Origin of the sequence: Oceanobacillus sp. FSL K6-0127 (genome assembly GCF_037983385.1) — a bacterium.
GTDB lineage: Bacteria > Bacillota > Bacilli > Bacillales > Amphibacillaceae > Oceanobacillus > Oceanobacillus profundus.
The window spans coordinates 3167619-3190881 of sequence record NZ_CP150287.1 but is presented as its reverse complement, the minus strand read 5'-3'; the positions used below and the strand labels follow the sequence as shown (position 1 = coordinate 3190881).

Sequence of the window (23263 nt, the reverse complement as noted above, 5' to 3'; positions counted from 1 at the left end):
GATGAGTCATGATCATTCCTTAAACCCGAAAACGATGCCAGAAGATCCTTCAAAAGCAACAATGGAAGGAAAACATAAATTTCTAGGTTTATGGTTCTTCCTTGGCGGAGAAACAGTTCTTTTTGCTTGCTTTTTTGGAACGTACCTAGCTTTAAGAAATTCAACGGCTGGTGGTCCAACATCACAAGATTTATTCGGATTAGATTTAGTATTCTTAATGACTGTTCTGTTATTAACAAGCTCACTTACAAGTGTATATGCTATCTACCATATGAAGAATAATGATTTTAAAAAGATGATGCTTTGGTTAGGAATTACAGCATTATTAGGTATTGGCTTCTTAGCTTGTGAGATCTATGAGTTTGCACACTATATTCATGATTATGGATTTACATTCCGTTCATCAGCATTTGGGTCAGCATTCTATACATTAGTTGGTTTCCACGGAGGTCACGTTATTTTCGGACTAAGTTGGCTAATTACGCTAATGGTACGAAATGCTAAAAGAGGATTAAATCTTTATAATGCTCCAAAATTCAATACATTTGCATTGTATTGGCACTTTATTGACGTTGTATGGGTATTCATCTTTACAGTAGTATATCTAATGGGGATGGTGAGTTAATTTATGACGGAAAATACAAGTACCAACAAAATTAATTCGTACCAAAAAGAAAAAAATCGAGAAGAGATGCGAAAGCAAATTATTACTTTCGCATTGATGATTTTCTTTACAATGATTGCCTTCTTCGCAGTTGCCATGGGAATCAGCTCAATGTTTGTTATCCCGCTAATACTTATATTGGCAATTGTCCAAGTTGGGTTCCAATTCTATTACTTCATGCATATGAAAGATAAAGGACATGAATTTCCAGCGTTATTAATTTTCGGTGGAATATGGGTTACGTTCTTAGTTGGAGTTACGTTTGTAACCATTATTTGGTGGTAAGACAACTTTGGAATCTGAATAGAAAAAGATCGGGATGTACATATCCCGATCTTTTTTTGGCAGATAAAGACGGGGATATAACAAAAGTGTTTAATGTAAAGAAGAACAATACACAAACTTAGCGAAGTATATTTCCAGTGCGCGTTATTGCAATAAACAGGTTCGATTTTTTATATCATAACAATGCTTTTGTCCCAATCTCTATTTGCATAAGTGCAACTAAGCTATTAATAAAAAGCATGTAAGAAGCACATGTATAGTTAGTTACAAAAAACGTTCTCATAAGAATTCGTTTAACAAATGGCAAATTTTCTAAGCAGAAAAGTAGCTAAGCTTAGCTGTCTATATTAGAGGACTCATTTGGAATCCATAATGAATGCTGACTTCTCTAACAAATTTGTCACAATAACGAAAGAATTTATTTGTTTTATACGTTATAATAAAAAGATAATCCACTATATGGAGTGATTAATGATGTGGTTAGAATTACAGATTTTTGGTTTCCGTGCACTGTGGAGTCCCTATTATTTTCTTTTTATCGTTGGTCTTGCTATTTTATACTATTTCATTACAGGAGCTTACCGTCATAAATTTGGTGGGGAAGCTAAACCAACTGGTAAGCAACAACTTCTCTTTTATCTCTCTCTTGTGTTGTTATATATTGTTAAAGGGTCACCTATTGACTTACTTTCACATATTACCTTAACAGCACATATGATTCAAATGGCTATTTACTTACTCGTTGTGCCTATTTTTTTGTTAAAAGGAATCCCAGAATGGATTTGGAGAAAGGTTGTTAATACGCCGGTTATTAAACCTGTGTTCACATTTTTTACGAAGCCACTTATTTCATTGTTGTTATTTAACGTGTTATTCTCTTTTTATCATATGCCAGTAGTTTTCAATCTTGCAAAAGAGTCACAAATTATGCATACATCGACATCGTTGATTTTGTTTATTTCAGCTATTATTGTCTGGTTCCCGTTATTATCTCCGATCAAGGAAATGGACAAGCTGCATCCGTTGATGAAAATGGCTTATATTATTGGAAATAGTGTTTTAATAACACCAGCTTGTGTGCTGATTATCTTTGCACCGGAACCACTTTTTGCTGCTTATTCACAAAACGGTTCATGGCTTCAAGCTTTGGCTTTATGTGTTCCTGGTGATGTACTTCAAGGCTTAGCGCCAGCTCTTTCAGGACCAGAAATGTTTACTAGCATGGGCACAGTGGAGGATCAACAACTGGGCGGCATTATTATGAAAATCATGCAAGAAATTACGTATGGAATCGTATTAGGAACGATATTCTTTAGATGGTTCTCTAAAGAAAGTCAAACTGTTGACCCACTTCCAACGTCTGCAGAATAAGAGAGAAGGATAAAACTTTATCACATGTTATGAAGGCAAGTGGACCATATTGAATAAAGTTTCACTTTATCTAGAAAGGATTCGTGAGTTATGCCATTTTTACCAACGCTAAGTACTTTTTTTATCGTTCTAAGCGCAGTCCTAGTTGCGATTGGATGGATATTAATTGTTAAAGGGAAGAAGAAAGCACATAAGAAGGTTATGCTTTTAGCTGCACTTAGTGCGATTCTATTTTTTATTATTTACATGTCTCGAACAATTTTCGATGGAAACACGAGCTTTGGCGGACCGGAGAATATTAAAATTTATTATACGCTCTTCCTTATTTTCCATATTATTTTAGCAACAACTGGTGCAGTGTTTGGAATTGTAACGATTGTATTAGCATTAAAACGAAATATAGCTAAACATCAAAAAATAGGACCTGTAACGAGCATTATTTGGTTCTTCACTGCTATTACTGGTGTTGCGGTTTACTTATTATTGTATGTTATTTATGATGGTGGCGAAACAACAAGTCTGATTAAGGCTATATTGGGCTTTTAGTACAAGAAACCAGCTGTTTGGTCTAAACAGCTGGTTTCTTGTAGCTTTAACAAAGCTTTTAATTTATTGTTTTACTTTTTATGATGCTGAATTTCCTCAGCAACCTTTGCAACAAGTGTGTGTGCTCTTTCCACTAGACTTTCTGGGAAATTTTCCGCTTCACCATATTCGACACCATGTGGGTAGTAATGCTTGCCGAGCAGTGGTGTTAATAATTTAATAACAGCGTCTCCTCTATCAACATCACCTTCGATAGCATATCCTTGAATACGAATGTAATATGTAACGTTCTTTTCTTGTGACCCAATTTTGTAATCATAAGTAACTCGCTCATAGTCCCATTGTCCTGCACGTATAAATGCATGTTTACCAGTTAAATGATCTAGAGGTCTTAAATCTACAATTGAATCTTCTATGCCCGTATTTTCCAATCTCATTTTTTTCACCTCATATATTAGTCCTCATTGTATAATGATAGTACGAAAACGCTTAATATGCAATTAAAAACCAATTATTATCTATTGAATAGGTATATAATTGCGATAATAAATATAATAATAGGGTAAAGAGAATATAAATCCCCCCACACCTGTTTTCTATGAAATGTGTAGTGGATACATCTGGACCACCCAACTTCTAAGAAAGCGAATGGGAGTTTCCCTCGCTTCGTTTTAGATAGGTCCTCTCTTCTGGTTACGATAGTATGAAGTATAAGATGATACTAATAAAGAAAGGGGGAGTCACCAATGCGAATAATTCAAAGCTTATTTTTTTTAACGTTGCTTGGAATCGCTGTTTTTTATTTTTTGGATAGAACGGAAACTTCACCGGAAGAAGTGGTTCAACAAGTCACAAAAATTGTTAAAGGGAAGCGACATGTATTAGATACAAAAGTTTCTCCGAGTGAAGAAGACACATCAGTCGTCCCATTAGAGGGAAATATATTTCAATGGATAGGTCAAACGAGTGAAGCGCTTGAAGGGAGCTTTGGCGTCCCAGTTCGGATTGATAAAAGTGCCTATGATTACGAATGGTGGGTTTATACGAATTCGACGAACCAGTATGTACAATTTGGAGTAGAAGATAATGTAGTTAAAACCATTTTTGCGACAGGAGAAGGGTTGGATATAAATCCTGTTTATATTGGGCAACCGTATGGGGAGGTTGACCAGGAGTTCAGCTTTTCGGAAGAAGTTTCATATAATAATGGAGTATCATCTTATAAATTTAGAATTTCGAAGGAGGATATACAAGTAAGACCACTTGTAAAATTAAATGATAACACATTTATTCAGCTTTACTTTGATACATTCACTGATAAGCTATCATCACTTCGAGTTTTAACTGCAGATACAATATTAAAGCAACGTCCATATGAAATTGAGTATAGAGGGAAGCTCCCAGACGATCCGATCTTTACGGAAGATGAATGGGAAGAGATTGAAAAGGGAATGGAGCAACAAATTTATGATATTACCAATATAATAAGGCATCGGCATGGCAAGGATAAGTTAGATTGGGAAGAAAGTGTAAGCAATGTAGCATTTCTTCATAGTAAAGACATGGAAGAAAATAATTATTTTTCACATTATAGTTTAAATGGGGATGGACTAAAAGAACGGTTAGAAGCAGGAGAAGTTTTTTATACTGCAGCTGGAGAAAATATTGCTGCTCAATATCCAGATGCACCAGCGGCGATGGAAGGGTGGTTAAATAGCGAAGGGCACCGTGAAGCTTTGTTAAGCAATGATTATACCCACATCGGTGTCGGTGTGCATCGGCTTTATTACACGCAGAATTTTCTCGGTAAACCATTATAATTACAGCTTTTATAACCTGTCAACATGAACAAGAAATCAACATATATAATAGTTGAAAGAAACTGCGGAGTAATGTGCAATTATGGGTTGTGCGTATACCCGCTCGCTGACTACTAGTATAGTATATCGAAACAGAAACGTTGCTCTAACCAGTCGGGTGAGCGTAGGGCGGTGACTCCAGTGGGAACAGCACGTGTCTGAAGACTCATCGGAAGTGATTTTCTTCCGAAGAGGCTGAAGCCGTGCCCACGGAAAGCATCCGCCCGGAGCGATCCCGGATGGCGATTATTGCACGAACTTGAAGAAAACAGCTAGTAAGTTAGTTCGCAGTTTATATATAATCCGTACAGTTTTTGTTTTACATTTTCACATATGAGTGACCTGTGCATAAATTAGTTAGTACAAATGACTATTTATTTTGCAAGGGGTGATCACATGGAAGATTTACATCCGTCGGTAGTTTCTTTTAAAAGCTTTATCAATTCGCATCCAGCCCTAATAAAGGAAATTAGAAAAAGTGGCAGATCGTGGCAGGAGTATTATGAAAAGTGGGCATTGTTAGGGGAAGATGATTCGTATTGGGATAAATATAAAGTGGATAAGCATGAAGAAAATGTGAACGAAGAAAAGGAAAGTGTAAAAAATACGGAGCTCGTCAGTCAGCTAATGAAATATACATCTAATTTGGATGTGAATAAAATGCAAGGTCAAGTTGAGCAGTTAAGTAAAGCAGTTACAGCTATCCAAGAAATGGTTTCGCAATTTAAAAAGACACAGAAAAATAATCAGCCCGAAAAGGATTCATTTAAATGGGTCCAAGACTGAGGTGACTTTTAATGGATCAACAAAGTATCCAGTATTTAAAAGCAAATCCAAAGTTAGCGACCTTTGTGCGATATAATCCAGTATGGTACCGTTATTTATCAAGGGAACCAGAAAGAATAAAAGAGATGGAAAAGGAAGCTAAAATTTTCTATGGTAAGACACTGCCACAGCAAATAAGTACACTAAATGATCGTATACAAATGATTAGTATGTTGACTGAAGTTGCAAAAGCAATGAAAGATTAGAATCTATTTTATTTTCAACTGTCCAATTAAATGATACTATATAGTAGTGGGGGTGTAATAATGATAGCTACATTGGAATATGTGGATATACTTGACCGTTCTGAGCAACTTGGCAAAATGGTTATGGCGTCTGATACGATGGAAGCCTATAAGCAAACCCGTGCTGCACTTCATGAGGATGAGGATGCTCAAAAGCTGATAAAGGCTTTTTTAGATATGAAGGACCAATACGAGGATGTCCAGCGGTTTGGTCGCTATCACCCAGATTACTATGATATCATGAAAAATATCCGTGTTGTAAAAAGAGAAATGGATATGCATGATAAAGTAGCAGCATTTAAAATGGCTGAGCGGAATCTCCAGATCTTATTGGATGAAATTAGCCAGTATGTTGCTGAGAGTGTTAGCAAGCAAATTAAAGCTCCAAAAGATGGTGCTGCACTTACAGATAGTGGCTGTGGTTGTGGCAGTGGTGGAGCATGTGGGTGTGCTTCTTAGCCAATTATGTTCGTCCTTAGGTTATTAACCCCTAAGGGCGGACAAAAATATAGCATAAATGATCAAATTCAGAACTAAGCGGATAGTGGGGTTTTCGAGTGAGGACAAATAGACAAGGTATTGTTGTCTGGTTTCAGCATATGAAGAATATTAAGCAACTAAAGCGATATGGGAATTTGGTATATGCTTCCAAACGATTAAAATATGCTGTAATTTATATTAACCAGGATGAGATGGAAAAAGTAGAAGCGAAAATATTAAAGCAACCATTTGTTTCAAAGATAGAAAGATCGTATAAACCATTTGTCCGTACAGATTATGAAAATGCGAAACCGGACAAAGCAAAACAATATGATTATAAGATGGGAATCTAAATAAGCCTTCTTGGAATAATTATTTCCTAGCAAGGCTTTTTTGATGTTTTGAAGCCAACGTAATATAAAAAGAAAAACCTGCAGAAGATATTTCTGCAGGTCCCTTTGTTTTTCGTCCTGAAAAACAAAAAGGCAAAGGGAGAGGAGAAACCGGAGCAAGAACTTATGGGGAAGTGTAAGTCTACTCCGTTTGAAACAACCAAGCTAATAACTAGTTGTTCATAATGCTAGTATGTACCATGAAATTAATTATATACATTTATTATCATCAGATGAACTTGACCACTTATGAGATCATTGTTTTCTAATGTTTTATTTTATGGTAGGATATATGTCGAATAGCATCAAATTGAGGTGAATTCATGCGAGTTATTGCAGGTGATTTTAAAGGCAGGCAATTAAAAGCGGTTCCAGGCAAATCAACGCGACCAACAACGGATAAAGTGAAAGAAGCTGTATTTCAAATGATAGGTCCTTTTTTCGAGGGTGGGAGGGTACTTGATTTGTTTGCAGGTAGTGGATCGCTCGGAATTGAAGCGCTAAGCCGTGGAATGGATTATGGTATATTTGTTGATAAGCATCCAAAGGCAATACATACGATTCAAGAAAATATCCAAACATTGAAATTGGATCAATATGCTGAAGTATTTCGAGCAGATGCACATCGTGCAATTAAAGCAGCAGCTAAAAGAGAGTTAAAATTTGATCTTATTTTAATGGATCCACCGTATGGAAAAGTGGATTATGTAAAACTTATAGACGAAATGATGGAGCTGGACTTACTTAATACTGGTGGTACAATTTATTGTGAACATGATCCAACAGAGAAACTCCCAAATGAACAGACGGGTTTAAGTTTGGTGAAGCAAGAAAATTATGGAGGCACGATTGGAATAACAATTTATCGCACATAAATGGGCTGTAGTAACCTATCCCGGAAATCTGAGTATCGAGAGGGATCTTGTTTCATATACCTATTGATGCCAACATCTCATACTTTCCTGATTATGTTCAGGATCTTGGTTCATATCCTTGTGGTACTAGCATTCCTTGGAGAAAAGGAAATCTAAGAATTAATCCACTTTATAAATCGAAATAGGAAGGAAGTTATCGATGGGAAAGTTAGCAATTTGTCCAGGCACCTTTGATCCGATTACAAATGGACATTTGGATATTATTAGCCGAGGAGCGAAGGTATTTGATCAAGTTATTGTAGCTGTATTTAATAATCAAGCTAAATCACCACTCTTCACGGTAGAAGAAAGAATTCATTTATTAAAGGAATCCATCAAGGACATTCCAAATGTCACCGTAGATGCTTCAGACCATCTGCTAATGGATTACGCGCAGGAGAAAAATGCACATGCTGTTATCCGCGGGCTTCGTGCCGTGAGTGATTTTGAATATGAAATGCAAATTACATCCATGAATAGGAAGCTAAATGAAAATATTGAAACATTCTTCATGATGACGAATAATCAGTACTCTTTCCTTAGCTCAAGCATGGTAAAGGAAATAGCTAAGTATAATGGGAATATTAGCGGACTAGTACCTGAATTTGTAGAGCAAGCACTGAAGGAAAAATATAATCATATTTAAAAAAAGAGAAAAACCAGCTCCGTAAGCATCTGCTTTTTAGGAGCTGGTTTTTATATTCATGAAGCATTATTTGAAACTTCTCCGATAGAGAATAAACACAGATAGTGCTAGACATACAATGGTAACAACAGGTCCCACATCTTTCAGATAATAAAGAATTATCACCCAAATATTTTCTGTTAAGTCGAGATGTGAAACGGGTATTTCATTCAAATCAATTGTCTGCCTGTCTAAATATAGCGGTTTGTAGAGAATGATCGTTAATATAACGGCAAAACAACCATGTAAAATTCTTGCAAAAAAATATGGAAGATAGCGAATATCTGTTTTTGCGAGGATACTAGCTACTTGTGCATGAATCGAAAGCCCGTTAAAACCGAGAATAAAGCTAATAATTATTGCTTGCTGTAAAAGGGTGTCTGTCATCGTTTGGGAGATCATATTTGCTCCAATAGTAATTTCAAATAAACCTGAAAAAATTGGAAGTGCCAAGTCCGTAGGGAAATCGATGATTATTAAAAGCTGCTCCCAAATTGTGGCGATAGCAGATGAAATACCAACTAAAAATAACAGTTTTATTAGTACTGAAAAAAGAATGATGAATCCCCCAACCATGACCAATGTTTTAATGGAATTCAATACAGCATCGCCAAGAATCTCACCAAGCGGTTTATTCGCTTTTACACGTGATTCGTGCATTTCCCGAAAAGCTTTTATTAGGGAAACTTTCTGTTTGCTCGTTTTTTTGCGATCTGTTGCTTCTTCCTTTCTTCCATAGAAACGCATGCAAATTCCAACCATTGCATTACTTGTATAATGACATACTGCTAAAAGTGCTCCTAGCTTTAAATCATGGAAAAAACCAGCGGAAATTGCACCGAAAATAAATAGTGGGCTGGAATTATTAGTGAATGAAACGAGTCGTTCCGCTTCAATTTTCGACAATTGCTTCTCTTCACGTAAACGTGCTGTTATCTTCGCCCCTGTAGGATAGCCGCTTGCCATACCCATCATCCAGCCAAAGCTTCCAGAACCAGGAACGTTGAATAAGGGACGCATAATTGGTTCAAATAATATTCCAAAAAACTTTACAACCCCAAATGCTAGCAATAATTCAGCTGTAATAAAAAATGGTAGCAGGGAAGGAAATACTACTTCCCACCACATATTTAATCCACGAATGCCTGCTTCCAATGATTGATCAGGAAAGCGGATTAAAGCAATAGTCAAAAAAATTGAAAAACTTGAATAGATAAAGGTTTTAAGTAATTGTCCCAATCGAAAGCCTCCTACGAAATGAACCTAGCTCTGTACAACTTATTTCGTTAGTAGTAGAATTATTCTAGCTTGTACTAAAACATCGTTGGAAAAGTACGGGTCTATACAATATACGCTCATACATCAGATAAATATTCCATAGACATGTTAAAGAAATGTTTGGAAGGAAGAAAGGGGCTTTAAGCTGCAATGAGAATGACAAAAAGAAATATATTATTTTTTATTATCATAATTGCTCTTGTTTACTTTCTTGGTACATATCAATTACCATACTATATTCAAAAACCCGGTGGAGCGAATGCGTTGAATCCTATTGTCGAGGTTGCGGATGGTTTTGAGAGTGAAGGAGACATGCACCTTGTGACGGTAAGTGGCCTCCAAGCAACACCGATTCAGTATGTACTGGCAAAAATATTCTCGTATCATGATATTTTACCATTGGATCAAGTTTTTCCTGAGGGAATTTCACAAGATGATTATATGCATGCTCAGCTGCAGGTAATGGAGAGCTCGCAGGAGGCTGCAACAGTAGTAGCCTATGAAGCTGCTGGTGAAGAAATAACAATCGATTATCAAGGTGTCTATGTTGTTTCCGTTGTTGATGGTATGCCAGCAGAAGGAAAGCTTGAAACAGGTGACCGTATTATTGGAATTGACGGTCAGGAAGTTCGCGAATCAGCAGACTTAATTCAGTATGTAGATGATAAAAAATCTGGAGATACTGTTCTAATCGAATTTGTTCGTGAGGAAGAGGCGATGGAGGCTGAGATCATGCTTGAGGAATTCAGTGACTTAGACAATCGAGTGGGAATTGGAATTAGTCTTGTTACGGATCGCGATGTAACAGTTGACCGCGATATTCAGTTTACAAGTGGAAATATTGGTGGACCGAGTGCAGGATTAATGTTCACGCTGGAGATTTATGACCAATTAACAGAAGAAGATATTACAAAAGGGCATGAAATCGCTGGTACTGGAGAAATCGATTATGATGGTAATGTACTCCGGATTGGTGGGATTGATAAGAAAATAGTCGCTGCAGATAAAGAGGGAATCGATATCTTCTTTGCACCGAATGAAAATGGAGCAGCGAACTCTAATTATGAAATTGCAAAGAAAACAGCAGAAGAAATCGGAACTGATATGCAAGTTATCCCTGTCGATACTTTTGAAGATGCATTACGTTTTTTAGAGGAAATGAAAGAATAACCTGGTTATGAAACAAATCGAAGTAAACTGAGAATGATTTTAAGAATAGCTAAACAAAAATAGATCTTGCAAAAGATCTATTTTTGTTTCATTACCGCTGATTGTATTTTCATTAAAGTATGATAGGTGCTTGCAGCTCCTGTTTAAACAGCTTTTGTCTGCTTTTGGGTGGCAGAATGCTGTAATAGGTATTACTTACTTTCTCTTCGATAGATAATATATTATGTTGATTTCTACCTATGCTTGACACGATTGGAACATTCATTTGCTTCTTTTGTTGATTTAAATAATTCCTCCCATTATTGGTTAACCCGATTACACGAACATACGGTACGGAGGAGTCTTGTGAGATCATCTCAATCTCAGTTTTTTTTGTATTCGTTAAAATATGCACAAACATTCGTTGAATTCTCGTCCATGTATAACGCTTCGTTTTAATAGCTTCCACCCAATTTTGAAAGGAACTAGCTATCTTAGCTGTAGCTTTAATTCTATTTTCAATCCCCTCATCAACACCTTGTATAGTTGCGAGCTCTTCTTTCGACATGGTCATTACTCGATAGTGTAATAGCGGGAAGTATTTCTCCCAATCATGCCAATGAGAAGCCGTAAGTACATATTGCTGAAGCTGATTGACTGTTTCCCCTGGAAGGCTATCGGTAATCTTAGATGTCAATGTATGTTGTTTCATTAGCTCTTTTCGAATGCTTGTTGCACTAGCAATCGTGCCAGTTATGTTTTCATCATGAAATGCATTTGCTTTCCTCTTAATGGTTAATGGCTCAATTGGTAGCTTGTTTTCCATAATTGCTTTTACATAGCTATACCCGAGAATATTATTTGGTTTTGATAAATCCATACTCGAATCTGTCAGCCCAATCTCTTTATAAGCATATGTACTAGCTTCTGGAAAAGAGTTTCCTGCATCTAAATAATATTTTAGTGTATGATTAAAAATTGATGATTTCGCTTTAAATGTATGGTAGCTTGATAAAAAGCTATTTATTGAGCCGGATTCACTTCCGAAACAAACACTGTTTACACCGAATTCATAGAGTGTTTTAACAGCCCCGGCGGCAAAAATATCACTATGCTGTACAGCGTAAACATAAGGGAGTTCGAGCACAACATCGATGCCAGTATTTAGTGCTGCTTTTGTACGGTGGAACTTATCAATTATCGCAGGCTCACCCCGCTGCAAAAACGATCCGCTCATCACGGCAACTACACAGTCAGCAGCTGTTGTTTTTTTAGCTTCCTCCAAATGATAGACATGACCATTATGGAATGGATTGTATTCTACGATTAGACCACATGCATTCATTTCCTCAACTCCCATGGGCTTAATGGTATATATTGTAACAAAAGATAGTCATTCGCGCATCTTCCATGCTATAATGATTAGTAAAATTGCTAACGGGAAGAATACATATATGTGTAAAGAAAAAATGTTGACAAAAGCTCATTTTTCTTTTAAAATAACTCTTGTTGCCTAGAGGTGATAATATTGAAATTTACATTAAGTCAAATCAGAAAAAATGCTGTCGATAAGCCATTTGAGTTTGATGAACTTGTGAATGTCCATGAACTACAAACAATGAACAATGATATACGTAAAATCAATGATGTTCGTGTCCATGGGAAAGCAGACATTCATGGAAATCAATTCTTTTTCTCTTTTCTGATTGAAGGGGAAATGGTATTACCATGCGCTAGAACCTTGGTTGATGTACCATATCCATTTACAGTTAAAGCAAATGAAGTGTTTTCAACTTCTTCTTATGATGGCAGCGATGAAGAAGAACATGATATTCATCTTATAGATGGAGAAGTGCTTGACTTAACTCCGATTATCAAGGAAAATATTTTATTGGAAGTTCCATATCGAGTATTTTCCGAAGAAGCAAATCCAGAAGAAGGTGCTCCTTCTAAAGGAAATGGTTGGGAATTTGTTTCAGAAGTGAAAACAGAAAAGACAATAGATCCCCGTTTGAAAAAATTGGAGTCTTTGCTTAAAAATAATAAGAAAGAAAAATAAGAATTACATTCAAGTTTTACTTTCATTTGAAGGAGGTGTAAGTCATGGCAGTACCTAAACAAAGAACGTCTAAAAAAGTTAAAAATCAACGTCGTACTCATAAAAAATTACACGTACCTGGCATGGTAGAATGTTCTAATTGTGGTGAATTAACAAAACCACACCATGTTTGTAAATCTTGTGGTCACTATGATGGAAAAGAAGTAGTGAGCAACTAATATCAGGATGTATAAAAAACAGATCACATTTTTAAGTGGTCTGTTTTTTCTTTTTTTGAAGGAATATGCGACATAATGCGCAATTTTGGTTAGAGCGTATATCCGCTCCTGATATATTCTTCGTTAATACTGGCTTACTACCTATAACTAACATAGATGATTGAAATACTATCGTTACTCTAAACAGCTCGGAACGATCCTGGACGGCGGGAGCTGCTCGAACTTAACAAACAGAAGTTAGTTCGTAATTTATATTATTGTATAAAAAAAGACTACAATTTTTAGCAGGAGTTGTTCTGATGGAATGTGCTTGCTGTGAAAAATTTTCAGTTTGAAACAAGAATCCTATTCTAGTACCCCTATTTTTTGCATACATTGATAGCAAACGTGTTAGGAGGGGTGTTATGAACGATACAAGGCAGGATGCATGGACAAAGGATGAGGATATTATCCTTGCTGAAACAGTATTACGCTTTATTCGAGAAGGTAGAACGCAGCTCGAAGCATTTAAAGAGGTTGCAGCCCAGCTTTCTCGTACATCAGCAGCATGTGGATTCCGCTGGAATGCTACTATTCGCAAACAATATCAAAATGCCATTCAGTTGGCTAAAGAAGAACGAAAAAGCGGGTTAAGGAAAGGGACGCCTAGTGCTAATCATAATGAATCTGCAGAACGATATACGATAGAGTCTGCTATACTTTTACTCGAGAAAATGAAAACTAATTTTGAAGATGCTGAGAAAGCGGAATTAGACAAAACGTATCAACAAAAATTAAAGGATATAGAAAAAGAAAACGAAAAGCTGAAAAATCAATTATCACGTTATGATAACGCATGGCAGGAAATGAATAAGCTATGGACTTGGGTAAGAGAAAGTAAGCAAAATTAATTCAAGATGAATGTAGAAAGTGAAACCATGATCTAATTATACTTTCATAAATAGTAAAAAAAACCTGAATGGAGCCGATCCATTCAGGTCTTGCTTTTCATTAATTGGGGTTGATTTCCTTTTCTTGAACACCTTCAGGAAGCCAGATTAGTGGGTTTTCTCCTAAATCTCTTTCCATTTCATAATGGGCTTTTACAAATCCCATCTTTTCCCAGAAACCATGGGAATTTATCCGTGGACTTGTTTTGATCGGTAGTTTAGACTCTTTTGCAAAATCAACCATTAATTTTCCAATCCCTCTACCTTGGTAATCTGGTAGAACTTCAAGCTTCCATATTGTTAAATAGTCCTGTTGTGGTGAAAAGTAATAATCGTATTTTTTATTAACCTCGTATAAACTCATTCTTGCAATTAGATTATCACCATAGTAAATTCCAAAAAATGGAGACTTACTATCGTTTTCAATGATGTTATTTTGTAAGTCTTCCATCATCGTTAATTCTTGATTTCCATATTCTTTAAATCGCTTAAATTTTTCGAGTGTCTTATAATTGACTAAAAGATTTTCGACTTTTAAATGATCCATTAGCTTTCTCCCCTATCTAAAGTTAGTACCTATTTTCCCAATGTTCCTACCTGGAACATTGCGGAAGCGTTTACCTCATGTGAGTCAAGTGTCTGTATAAATACAGTATAATACAAAAATGATAATTTTTAAATAAATTGTAAACCTATGAATGTATAATCACAAAATAACTAGAAATTTTAATCCATCTTGTATGCTTATCTGTTACAATAAAAAATAAGTTTATTGGGATGGTATTTAAAATAATTGAAGGATAATAGAAAAGGAGAAAACAAAAGCACATGCTTGATTATTTCATTTATAGTATTGCGTTTTTTATTACAATTCCACTTGTTGCAACTATACTCATTTATATAATTTCCATAAAAAAACATGGAAACAAATTGCGAGCCTTGCATCAAGCTGTTAATTGGACAACTTGTTTTTATATTATCGCAGTCTCGATTATGCTAAAACTAATTGTTGGAAGCAGCTTTGCTGGCTGGATGGTTGTTTTATTTTTGATTGCTCTTGGGAGTGTAATTATATTCCAATGGAAAAGCCAGACTGAGATAGTTTTTCGGAAGGCGATAAAGATCATATGGCGATTGGCTTTCTTGTTGTATTTTACAATGTACATATTACTAACATTTATCGGGGTCATCCAGCGGTTAATAGGTTAAATGATGAAGTATAAACAGATTAGGTGAAATGGATGCAGTTTTTATGTACAATACAATTTGTACATAATGATATATAGAAGGAGAACGGAATCCATGCGAATCAACCCTATACAACTGAAGACTCAAAGTCAGCTGATAACGGATTACCGTAATAATGCAGGTACTATTATGGATTTCTTTGATTATCTACCTCATGATAATTACTATCAGCGAGTCAGAGATCTACATGAACGTACTTTTGAGCGGAAACAGTTAACGGATGTATTATTTACGATGAATAAGGAGTGGGGCGCACCAGCGTCAACTTTGAATAATATTGAAAGGTTAAAAGAAACGGATAGTGTTGTGGTGATAGGAGGACAACAGGCGGGCCTCTTAACAGGACCAATGTACACAATAAATAAGATTGTCTCTATTATCCAACTCGCCGGGCAGCAGGAGGAAAAGTTAGGGATTCCGGTAATTCCTGTTTTCTGGATTGCTGGGGAAGATCATGATTTTGAAGAAATTAATCATGTTTATTTACCTGATGCCAACAATATGAAAAAATATAAAATCCGTCATCGTTTAATGGATAAACGCTCTGTATCGAATATATCCATTAATCGATCCGCTCTCGTTGAATGGGTAGATGAATTGTTTGAGCAGTTGAAAGAGACCAAGTTTACGAAACGAATTTATGCTACTATTCATGAAGCTATTGAGTTATCAGACACCTATACAGACTTTTTTGCTCGAGTGATTTTTCATCTATTTAATGAAGATGGACTTGTCGTTGTTGATTCTGGCAGTGCTAAGACAAGACAGCTGGAAACAGAACATTTCAAGAAAATGATAAGGCATCAGGAGGAGATCAGTTTGGAGGTGTTTAATGCTTCTGAACGACTTGCTAAAGATGGATATGCTATATCTTTAGAGCTAAGTGAGGCGGTCGGCCATTTGTTTTACCATAAAGATCAGGAACGAATACTCCTTTTTAGAAATGATGAAGGGGAATGGGTTGGAAAACAGAATGAAGTGTGTTTTCAAACAAATGAATTAATTTCTATTGCTGAAAACTACCCAGAACGGTTAAGTAATAATGTGGTAACCCGCCCATTGATGCAGGAGTTACTATTTCCAACATTAGCATTTGTTGGCGGACCAGGTGAAATTGGTTATTGGGCTGCATTACAACCTGCATTTCATGCTTTGAATATCAAAATGCCGCCAGTTGTTCCTAGACTTTCGTTCACTATTGTTGAAGACAAAGTGAAGAAAGCATTGGAAAAATTTGATATTGATATAGCTGATGCTATCAATAAAGGTGTTCGCGTTACAAAGGAAAAATGGCTGCAATCAAAAAGTAATCCTCCAGTTGAAGATTTATCCATTCAAATGAAGGAAGTTATTGAGACAGCGCATCAGCCGCTAAGGAAATTAGCTAAGAGTATTCGAGCTGATATTGGCGATTTGAGTGAAAAGAACTTAGAATATCTATATCGCGATATTGACTTTTTAACAGAACGGATCGTGAAAGTTTTAGAAGAAAAGTATGAAAAAGAATTACGAACCTTTGATGAAATAGAAAGGACGTTACACCCGCAGGGGGGATTACAGGAACGGGTTTGGAATCCGTTGCCATGGATCAATACCTATGGGATAGAGTTTATTTCAGAGCTAACATATCGACCTTATGATTTTGAGAAAGGTCATTATATTATTTATATTTAATTGTTTTAGGGAAACTTTCACCACTATCCCCCACCATTTTATAAAACAATAAGAAGAAGCTGTCAAACGTTGATATGACAGCTTTTTCTTATTGTTTTTATCTGGTAAAAAAGACCTATTTTAATAAGAGGTAGATATTTTTTATTAAATAAAGTGGAGGATAGTGGAGGGATGTGGTAATATAAAAAATATGAAAGTGGGGCGGACTAGATGTTCATGGGCGAATACCTACATAGCATTGATACAAAAGGTAGAATTATTGTCCCTTCCAAGTTTCGTGAAAATCTCGGAGCTAGCTTCGTGGTGACGCGCGGATTGGATAAGTGTCTATTCGCATACCCTATGGAAGAATGGAAAATTTTAGAAGAAAAATTAAAGAAACTCCCACTTACTAAAAAGGATGCCAGAGCGTTTACTCGTTTTTTCTTTTCCGGAGCTGTTGAATGTGAAGTGGATAAGCAGGGAAGAATAAATATTCCTCCAACGCTTCGCAAGTATGCAAACCTGGAAAAAGATTGTAACGTTATCGGCGTATCAAACCGTGTAGAGTTCTGGGCAAGTGACAGCTGGGAAGAATATGTTACAGATTCTGAGGAATCCTTTGGAGAGATTGCCGAAAATCTAATGGATTTTGATCTTTAATAATACGAAAGCTTAGGCGCAGGGCGCTGGAGCTGGACGTAATCTTCTTGGAAAAGCTTTTTCACAGAGCGGCTGGACATTAGTCGTAAATCAATAAAGTGGGTGTAAGTATGTTTGAACATTATAGTGTTTTAAGAGAAGAAACGATAAAGGGATTGGCGATTAATCCGAACGGTACATATGTAGATTGTACGGTAGGTGGTGGTGGTCACTCGCTAGAAATCGCCAAGAGACTGAGTGAAGATGGATTACTAATTGCATTTGACCAGGATCTTGATGCCTTAGAAGCTGCGAAATCAAGGTTGAAAGCATATGAGGATAGAATATTGTTTGTTCATTCCAATTTTCGAGGATTGGAAAAGGAACTGACAAACAGACAAATAACGTATGTAGATGGAATTTTATTTGACCTTGGTGTTTCCTCACCCCAGCTAGATAGAGGGGAAAGAGGATTCAGCTATCATCTCGATGCCGAGCTGGATATGCGTATGAATCAGACAGAAGAGCTGACAGCTTATGAAATTGTTAATACGTGGTCTTATAGTCAGTTGGTCTCTATTTTTTTCAATTACGGAGAAGAGAAATTTTCAAAACAAATTGCAAGGAAAATTGAGGCCTACCGTGAGAAAGAGGAAATAAGAACAACTCATCAATTGGTAGAAATTATTAAAGAAGGTATCCCCGCAGCAGCAAGACGTAAAGGTGGACATCCTGCAAAGCGGATTTTCCAAGCGTTGCGTATCGCAGTAAATGATGAATTGGCGGCATTTAATGATGCACTGCACCAAGCTGCAAAAATGGTGGGTGTAGAAGGCAGAATTGCGGTTATTACTTTCCATTCGCTTGAAGATAGACTTTGTAAACAAGCATTTAAGAAATGGAGCACGGAAAAGGATACACCAAGGAATTTACCAATAATTCCAGCAGAACATCAAGCGCCATTTAAATTAATTACAAGAAAACCAGTTATGCCAGGGGATTATGAATTAGATGAAAATCGAAGATCGCGTTCGGCAAAATTACGTGTTGTTGAGAAAGTAACTGAATGGAGAAATGAATTTACTTATGAAGAAGGGTGGAAGAAATAATGAGTGCTAACGGAGCCCGTAATTGGCAGCAAATCAATCCACAGTATACTCCAAACACAGAAAAAGAAAAGAAAGTTTCTGTTAAAGTAAAAAATAATGGATGGATAACTAAAGGTGAGAAAGTTATATACTCCTTTATTGGGGCGTGTCTCGTCATTTCCGGTATTTATATGGTGTCATTTTCTTCGACAACTGATACAATAAATAGGGAACTTCAGCAGCTTGAACAAACCGTTAATACGCAACAGGTAACAAATGATGGTCTCATGTTTGAAGTGAAGGAATTGTCAAGACCGGAACGAATTATCGAGATTGCAGACAAAAATGGATTGAAAATCCAAAATGCGGAAGTAAAGCAAGCGCAGACGTTTAACAACTAAGCAAGGGGCTTGACATATGAATAAAAACAAGACAACGCATTTGATGGCGGGAGTATTCATCATTATCTTTGTCGCTGTTTTCTTAATTCTAACTGGACGGTTTATATACATCCAGGCAACAGGCGAAATAAATGGTGTTTCATTGGAGGAATGGGCCGAACAAAAACGGACCTCATCCTTTACACTAAGTGCTGAAAGAGGAAAGATTTACGATAACAATGGAATGGTACTTGCGTACGATAGACCAACTTATCGAATGTATGCAATTATTGATGAAACGTATTCTGAAAAGTCAGAGGCGCCCCTGCATGTAGAAGATCCACAAAAAACTGCAGAAATATTGGCGCCTCTTTTAGATGTAGAGGTAAGTGATATACTAGATCCTTTGAAAAGAGGGCTTGAGAATAATAGATTCCAAGTAGAGTTTGGTAAAATCGGTAAAGAGATTCCGCAAAAGAAAAAAGATGAGATTGAAGAATTAAATATTCCAGGTATTCAATTTGAAGAGGAAGCCTTAAGGTACTACCCTAATGGAATGTTTGCATCTCATATCATTGGCTTTGCTCGGGAAACTGAGGTTGAAACAGAAGAAGGAATACGAGATGAAATTGTTGGGATAGCTGGTATGGAAAATGAAATGAATGAACTTCTTGGTGGAAAACAAGGTTATATTTCTTATCAGCGGGATAGATACAATAAAAAGTTATTGGATCCCAAGGAAATCATTCACCTACCTGAGGACGGCGATGATGTTTATTTAACAATCGACCAAAAAATTCAAACTTTAATGGAAGAAGCATTATCTCAGGTTGATGAGCAATACAATCCTAAGAAAATGACTGCTATTGTTATGGATCCGAAAACAGGAAAGGTGTTAGCGATGAGTAGTCGCCCAAGCTATGATCCTAACAATCCAACAAATGTTGAGAACTGGTATAACGATGTTATTTCCACTCCATTTGAACCTGGCTCTACGATTAAAATGTTTACTTGGGCAGCAGCGATTGAAGAAGGGGTTTATAATGGTGCAGAAAAGTTTAAATCAGGAAGCTATCAGCCAAATGAAAAGATTAACAAGATTAATGACCACAATGGTGGGAAAGGCTGGGGACCGATTTCCTACGATGAAGGCTTCCAACGTTCTTCCAATGTTGCAGCTGCAAAGCTTGCATGGGAAAAACTAGGTGCTGATACATTTTTAGAGTATTTACACGCTTTTGATTTTGACGAAGAAACAGGTATTGATTTGCCGGGAGAGGTAAGTGGACAGATTTTGTACAATTGGCCATTGGAAAAAATTACAACTGCTTTTGGTCAAGGAAGTACAACAACACCAATCCAGCAAATGAAGGCAGCGACAGCAATTGCAAACGGCGGAAAGATGCTTCAGCCTTATGTCATCGATAAAATTGTTGACTCATCAACTGGTGAAACGATAGAACAGAAGGAACCAAGAGTGGTTGGTGAGCCAATATCAGAAGGAACTTCACAGCAAGTGCTAGAATTACTAGATTCGGTCGTTAATGGGGAAAATGGTACCGGGAAATCATATCAGCTAGATGATTATACAGTTGGCGGAAAAAGTGGTACAGCTGAAATACCGAACCCTGATGGACCTGGTTATTTAACAGGAAGAGAAAACTACGTCTTTTCATTTCTTGGTATGGCTCCAATTGAGGATCCGCAGCTAATGATGTATGTTTCTGTACAGCAGCCTGAGTTAGAACCAACGGAAGCTAGGTCTGCTCCAGTTTCGTTTATTTTTAAAAATGTAATGGAAAATAGCTTGCACTATTTAAATATCGATCCAAGTAACGAAGAAAAAGATGTCGTCCAACAATTAACCGTTCCTAAAGTAGTTGGCGGGAATTCTTCAGAAATAGTTGCGGAACTGAAAGATAAAGGGTTAGAAGTCTCCCTGGTAGGGGACGGAGAATCCATTGTTTCTGCAAGTGTTGAGGAAGGAGAAACGGTATTTCCAAGTGAGCGTGTTATTCTAGTTACAGATGAACCTGTGATGCCCGATATTACCGGATGGTCTCTAAGAGATGTAATGAAATTAGCTGAATTAATGCAATTAAAGACAGAGACATTTGGTAATGGATATGTAGTGACTCAGAACATACCTAAAGGAACTCCGCTTAAAAAGAATGATTACTTAGGAATTGAATTATTACCTCCAAATGAGGAGAAAGATGAAGAAACAAATAATAATGAAGAGGGTACGGAGGGAATATCAGACGAGTCCACGTCTCAAGAAGAGTAAATTTAGTCTTCGAATAACAGTTATGTAGTTAAACAGTGTTCTATTCAGTTTTTTTTACTCATATAGTGATTACAAACCAGCCTGGGAAAAGGGGATGGAGAATGAAACGTGTATCCACTGTTACAGTAAAAAAACGAATCGTCACTGTTTTTCTTTTGGGACTTCTTCTATTGGCGATTATTATTATTCGATTAGGGTATGTGCAATTTGTTATGGGTGAACGATTAACCGGACAAGCACACGACCTTTGGACGCGGGATATTAGTTTTCAAGCAGAACGTGGCTACATATTGGATGCAGAAGGAGATATTTTAGCTGAGAATGTTACTGCGCCTTCGGTAATCGCGATTCCGCGACAAGTAGAGGAACCAGAAGATGCTGCAGGAAAGTTAGCAAAAATATTGGGCATGCCAGAGGAAAAGGTTTTAGAAAATTTAACGAAAAATGAATCGAGTGTAAGCTTTCGACCGGAAGGAATTAAAATTTCGGAAGAACAAGAAACAGCAATACGGGAATTGAATATGAAAGGTATATACTTGGCAAAGGATTCAAAACGACATTATCCATATGGAGATGACTTATCTCATGTTCTCGGTTTTACAGGGATTGATAATCAAGGACTAATGGGACTGGAGTTGTCGTATGAAGATAAACTTGCTGGCGAGCCTGGAAGCCTCTCTTTCTATTCGGATGCGAAAGGACGAAGGCTGGATAATTTAGCGGATGTTTATAAACCTCCAACAGATGGCTTGAATTTAAAGACAACAATTAATTCCAAGGTACAAGCTATTATGGAGCGAGAACTAGATGCAGCTGTTTTAAAATATAATCCAGATGGAGCGTTGGCAATAGCTGTTACTCCGAAAACCGGCGGTGTTCTCGGCATGACAACCCGTCCAAATTTCCATCCGGAAAATTATCAGGATGTAGATGCATCGATATTTGGTAGGAATTTACCGATTTGGAGTACGTATGAGCCTGGTTCGACTTTTAAAATAATAACACTTGCTGCAGCATTAGAGGAAAAAGTGGTTGACCTTGAAGAAGACACATATCATGATACTGGGCATATAACGGTAGGTGGCGCAAAAATCCGCTGCTGGAAAAGTGGAGGACATGGACATCAAAGCTATTTAGAAGTTGTTCAAAATTCATGTAACCCGGGATTCGTAAATCTCGGCCAACTCCTAGGAACAGAAAAATTGTTTTCGTATATTGATGCGTTTGGATTTGGAAAGAAAACGGGAATAGACTTACAAGGAGAAGGCAATGGGATACTCTTTAATCCTGAAAATGTAGGTCCTGTCGAATTAGCCACTACTTCATTCGGGCAAGGGGTTTCTGTTACACCGATCCAGCAGGTGATGGCAGTTGCTGCTGCGATTAATGGTGGCTATCTATATGAACCATATATAGCGGAAGAATGGATAGATCCGGTCACAGGTGAAACCGTTGAAAAGGTAGAGCCGAATATGAAACAGCGTGTGATTTCAAGCGGTACTTCTGATGAAGTTCGCAGTGCACTAGAAAGTGTAGTTGCACAAGGAACAGGCCGGCCTGCATATGTAGATGGTTATCGTGTTGGTGGAAAAACGGGAACGGCGCAAAAGGTTGGTCCAAATGGTGGCTATTTAGAAAATAATTACATTGTTTCGTTTATTGGGTTTGCGCCAGCGGATGATCCGGAGATTGTTGTCTATGTAGCAGTAGATAATCCGAAAAACACCATCCAGTTTGGTGGTGTCGTCGCTGCGCCGATTGTAGGTACAATCATCGGGGACAGTTTAAGAGCAATGGAAGTTAAGCCAAGAGATGACGGTTTGGAAAAAGACTATCTATGGCCGGAACAGCCAAAAGTCGAAGTTCCAGATATGATAGGACAAACGAAACAGGAGCTGGCCGAATATTTACTTGATTTGACGATTGAGACTAATGGAGAAGGTGAATATATTGCGGACCAGTCTCCAAAACCAGGTACAAAACTGGAACCAGGATCTACCGTCAGAATTTATTTATCTGATGAAAAACATCGTTAATTGGACGGAAATTTGCTATAATAAGGGAAG

At 37.1% G+C, this 23263-nt stretch carries 26 protein-coding genes; 22 read left to right on the top strand and 4 right to left on the bottom strand.

The genetic code is table 11. The annotated features are described in order from the left end of the window. Position 1 precedes the first annotated feature (1 nt). From MHH64_RS15840 to MHH64_RS15825, 4 genes are all read left to right on the top strand, one after another. Positions 2-625, top strand: coding sequence for a cytochrome (ubi)quinol oxidase subunit III (locus tag MHH64_RS15840; protein ID WP_095308466.1), 624 nt, complete (start codon positions 2-4; stop codon positions 623-625). Positions 626-628: 3 nt separating this feature from the next. Then, complete coding sequence (gene ctaF, locus MHH64_RS15835) at positions 629-949, top strand: cytochrome c oxidase subunit IVB (RefSeq protein WP_095308467.1); 321 nt, start codon at positions 629-631, stop codon at positions 947-949. A gap of 474 nt (positions 950-1423) precedes the next feature. After that, positions 1424-2320, top strand: coding sequence for a cytochrome c oxidase assembly factor CtaG (gene ctaG, locus MHH64_RS15830; protein WP_095308469.1), 897 nt, complete (start codon positions 1424-1426; stop codon positions 2318-2320). 90 nt (positions 2321-2410) lie between these two features. Further along, the gene (locus MHH64_RS15825; RefSeq protein ID WP_095308470.1) at positions 2411-2866 is read left to right on the top strand and encodes a DUF420 domain-containing protein; all 456 of its coding nucleotides are present in this window, start codon (positions 2411-2413) and stop codon (positions 2864-2866) included. Positions 2867-2937: 71 nt separating this feature from the next. Here the strand turns inward: MHH64_RS15825 and MHH64_RS15820 are convergent, their stop codons facing one another. After that, positions 2938-3303, bottom strand: coding sequence for a YugN family protein (locus tag MHH64_RS15820; protein WP_095308471.1), 366 nt, complete (start codon positions 3301-3303; stop codon positions 2938-2940). A gap of 309 nt (positions 3304-3612) precedes the next feature. On the opposite strand from MHH64_RS15820, the gene MHH64_RS15815 reads away from it, so the two are divergent. From MHH64_RS15815 to coaD, 7 genes are all read left to right on the top strand, one after another. Continuing rightward, on the top strand, positions 3613-4686 hold the full coding sequence (locus tag MHH64_RS15815; protein ID WP_340002009.1) for a CAP domain-containing protein: 1074 nt from the start codon (positions 3613-3615) through the stop codon (positions 4684-4686). 435 nt (positions 4687-5121) lie between these two features. After that, positions 5122-5511 (top strand): spore coat protein YlbD, encoded by a 390-nt coding sequence (gene ylbD / locus MHH64_RS15810; protein ID WP_340002008.1) that lies wholly within the window; start codon positions 5122-5124, stop codon positions 5509-5511. Positions 5512-5522: 11 nt separating this feature from the next. Further along, entirely contained in the window at positions 5523-5756 is a 234-nt protein-coding gene (locus MHH64_RS15805; protein WP_095308474.1) for a YlbE-like family protein, read from the top strand. Between the two features lie 60 nt (positions 5757-5816). Then, entirely contained in the window at positions 5817-6254 is a 438-nt protein-coding gene (locus MHH64_RS15800; protein WP_095308475.1) for a YlbF family regulator, read from the top strand. Between the two features lie 98 nt (positions 6255-6352). Further along, positions 6353-6628, top strand: coding sequence for a DUF2129 domain-containing protein (locus MHH64_RS15795; RefSeq protein WP_095308477.1), 276 nt, complete (start codon positions 6353-6355; stop codon positions 6626-6628). Positions 6629-6990: 362 nt separating this feature from the next. Beyond that, positions 6991-7542 carry a 16S rRNA (guanine(966)-N(2))-methyltransferase RsmD gene (gene rsmD, locus MHH64_RS15790; protein WP_095308478.1) on the top strand — a complete coding sequence of 184 codons (552 nt, stop codon included), beginning with the start codon at positions 6991-6993 and terminating at the stop codon, positions 7540-7542. Positions 7543-7741: 199 nt separating this feature from the next. Beyond that, a complete protein-coding gene (coaD, locus tag MHH64_RS15785; RefSeq protein ID WP_095308479.1) occupies positions 7742-8227 on the top strand; it encodes a pantetheine-phosphate adenylyltransferase in 486 nt (161 codons plus the stop codon). A gap of 66 nt (positions 8228-8293) precedes the next feature. On the opposite strand, the gene ylbJ is transcribed toward coaD, so the two are convergent. Next, the gene (gene ylbJ, locus MHH64_RS15780) at positions 8294-9505 is read right to left on the bottom strand and encodes a sporulation integral membrane protein YlbJ (RefSeq protein WP_095308480.1); all 1212 of its coding nucleotides are present in this window, start codon (positions 9503-9505) and stop codon (positions 8294-8296) included. 189 nt (positions 9506-9694) lie between these two features. Here ylbJ and MHH64_RS15775 point away from each other — a divergent pair, with 189 nt between their 5' ends. Continuing rightward, entirely contained in the window at positions 9695-10714 is a 1020-nt protein-coding gene (locus MHH64_RS15775; protein WP_095308481.1) for a SepM family pheromone-processing serine protease, read from the top strand. A 112-nt stretch (positions 10715-10826) separates the two neighbouring features. Here MHH64_RS15775 and MHH64_RS15770 read toward each other — a convergent pair whose 3' ends face one another. After that, positions 10827-12038 (bottom strand): nucleotidyltransferase, encoded by a 1212-nt coding sequence (locus tag MHH64_RS15770; protein WP_095308483.1) that lies wholly within the window; start codon positions 12036-12038, stop codon positions 10827-10829. Positions 12039-12221: 183 nt separating this feature from the next. Here MHH64_RS15770 and MHH64_RS15765 point away from each other — a divergent pair, with 183 nt between their 5' ends. From MHH64_RS15765 to MHH64_RS15755, 3 genes are all read left to right on the top strand, one after another. Beyond that, positions 12222-12752 carry a YceD family protein gene (locus MHH64_RS15765; RefSeq protein WP_095308484.1) on the top strand — a complete coding sequence of 177 codons (531 nt, stop codon included), beginning with the start codon at positions 12222-12224 and terminating at the stop codon, positions 12750-12752. Positions 12753-12796: 44 nt separating this feature from the next. Then, a complete protein-coding gene (gene rpmF, locus MHH64_RS15760) occupies positions 12797-12970 on the top strand; it encodes a 50S ribosomal protein L32 (RefSeq protein WP_095308485.1) in 174 nt (57 codons plus the stop codon). A gap of 404 nt (positions 12971-13374) precedes the next feature. Continuing rightward, the gene (locus tag MHH64_RS15755) at positions 13375-13860 is read left to right on the top strand and encodes an RsfA family transcriptional regulator (RefSeq protein WP_095308486.1); all 486 of its coding nucleotides are present in this window, start codon (positions 13375-13377) and stop codon (positions 13858-13860) included. Positions 13861-13960: 100 nt separating this feature from the next. On the opposite strand, the gene MHH64_RS15750 is transcribed toward MHH64_RS15755, so the two are convergent. Further along, positions 13961-14446 (bottom strand): N-acetyltransferase, encoded by a 486-nt coding sequence (locus MHH64_RS15750; protein ID WP_095308487.1) that lies wholly within the window; start codon positions 14444-14446, stop codon positions 13961-13963. A 281-nt stretch (positions 14447-14727) separates the two neighbouring features. On the opposite strand from MHH64_RS15750, the gene MHH64_RS15745 reads away from it, so the two are divergent. The 7 genes from MHH64_RS15745 to MHH64_RS15715 all read left to right on the top strand — a co-directional run bounded on the left by MHH64_RS15745 (position 14728) and on the right by MHH64_RS15715 (position 23233). Beyond that, complete coding sequence (locus MHH64_RS15745; protein WP_118888967.1) at positions 14728-15108, top strand: DUF3397 domain-containing protein; 381 nt, start codon at positions 14728-14730, stop codon at positions 15106-15108. A gap of 93 nt (positions 15109-15201) precedes the next feature. Beyond that, complete coding sequence (gene bshC / locus MHH64_RS15740; protein WP_095308490.1) at positions 15202-16821, top strand: bacillithiol biosynthesis cysteine-adding enzyme BshC; 1620 nt, start codon at positions 15202-15204, stop codon at positions 16819-16821. Positions 16822-17031: 210 nt separating this feature from the next. Beyond that, positions 17032-17463, top strand: coding sequence for a division/cell wall cluster transcriptional repressor MraZ (gene mraZ, locus MHH64_RS15735; protein ID WP_095308491.1), 432 nt, complete (start codon positions 17032-17034; stop codon positions 17461-17463). Positions 17464-17573: 110 nt separating this feature from the next. Beyond that, positions 17574-18551, top strand: coding sequence for a 16S rRNA (cytosine(1402)-N(4))-methyltransferase RsmH (rsmH, locus tag MHH64_RS15730; RefSeq protein ID WP_340002007.1), 978 nt, complete (start codon positions 17574-17576; stop codon positions 18549-18551). Beyond that, positions 18551-18931, top strand: a complete 381-nt coding sequence (gene ftsL / locus MHH64_RS15725; protein ID WP_095308493.1) for a cell division protein FtsL — start codon at positions 18551-18553, stop codon at positions 18929-18931. Before rsmH ends, ftsL begins: the two co-directional genes overlap by 1 nt. 16 nt (positions 18932-18947) lie before the next feature. After that, complete coding sequence (locus MHH64_RS15720) at positions 18948-21197, top strand: penicillin-binding protein (protein WP_251658671.1); 2250 nt, start codon at positions 18948-18950, stop codon at positions 21195-21197. 101 nt (positions 21198-21298) lie between these two features. Then, complete coding sequence (locus MHH64_RS15715; protein WP_340002006.1) at positions 21299-23233, top strand: stage V sporulation protein D; 1935 nt, start codon at positions 21299-21301, stop codon at positions 23231-23233. The last annotated feature ends 30 nt before the right edge of the window (positions 23234-23263 follow it).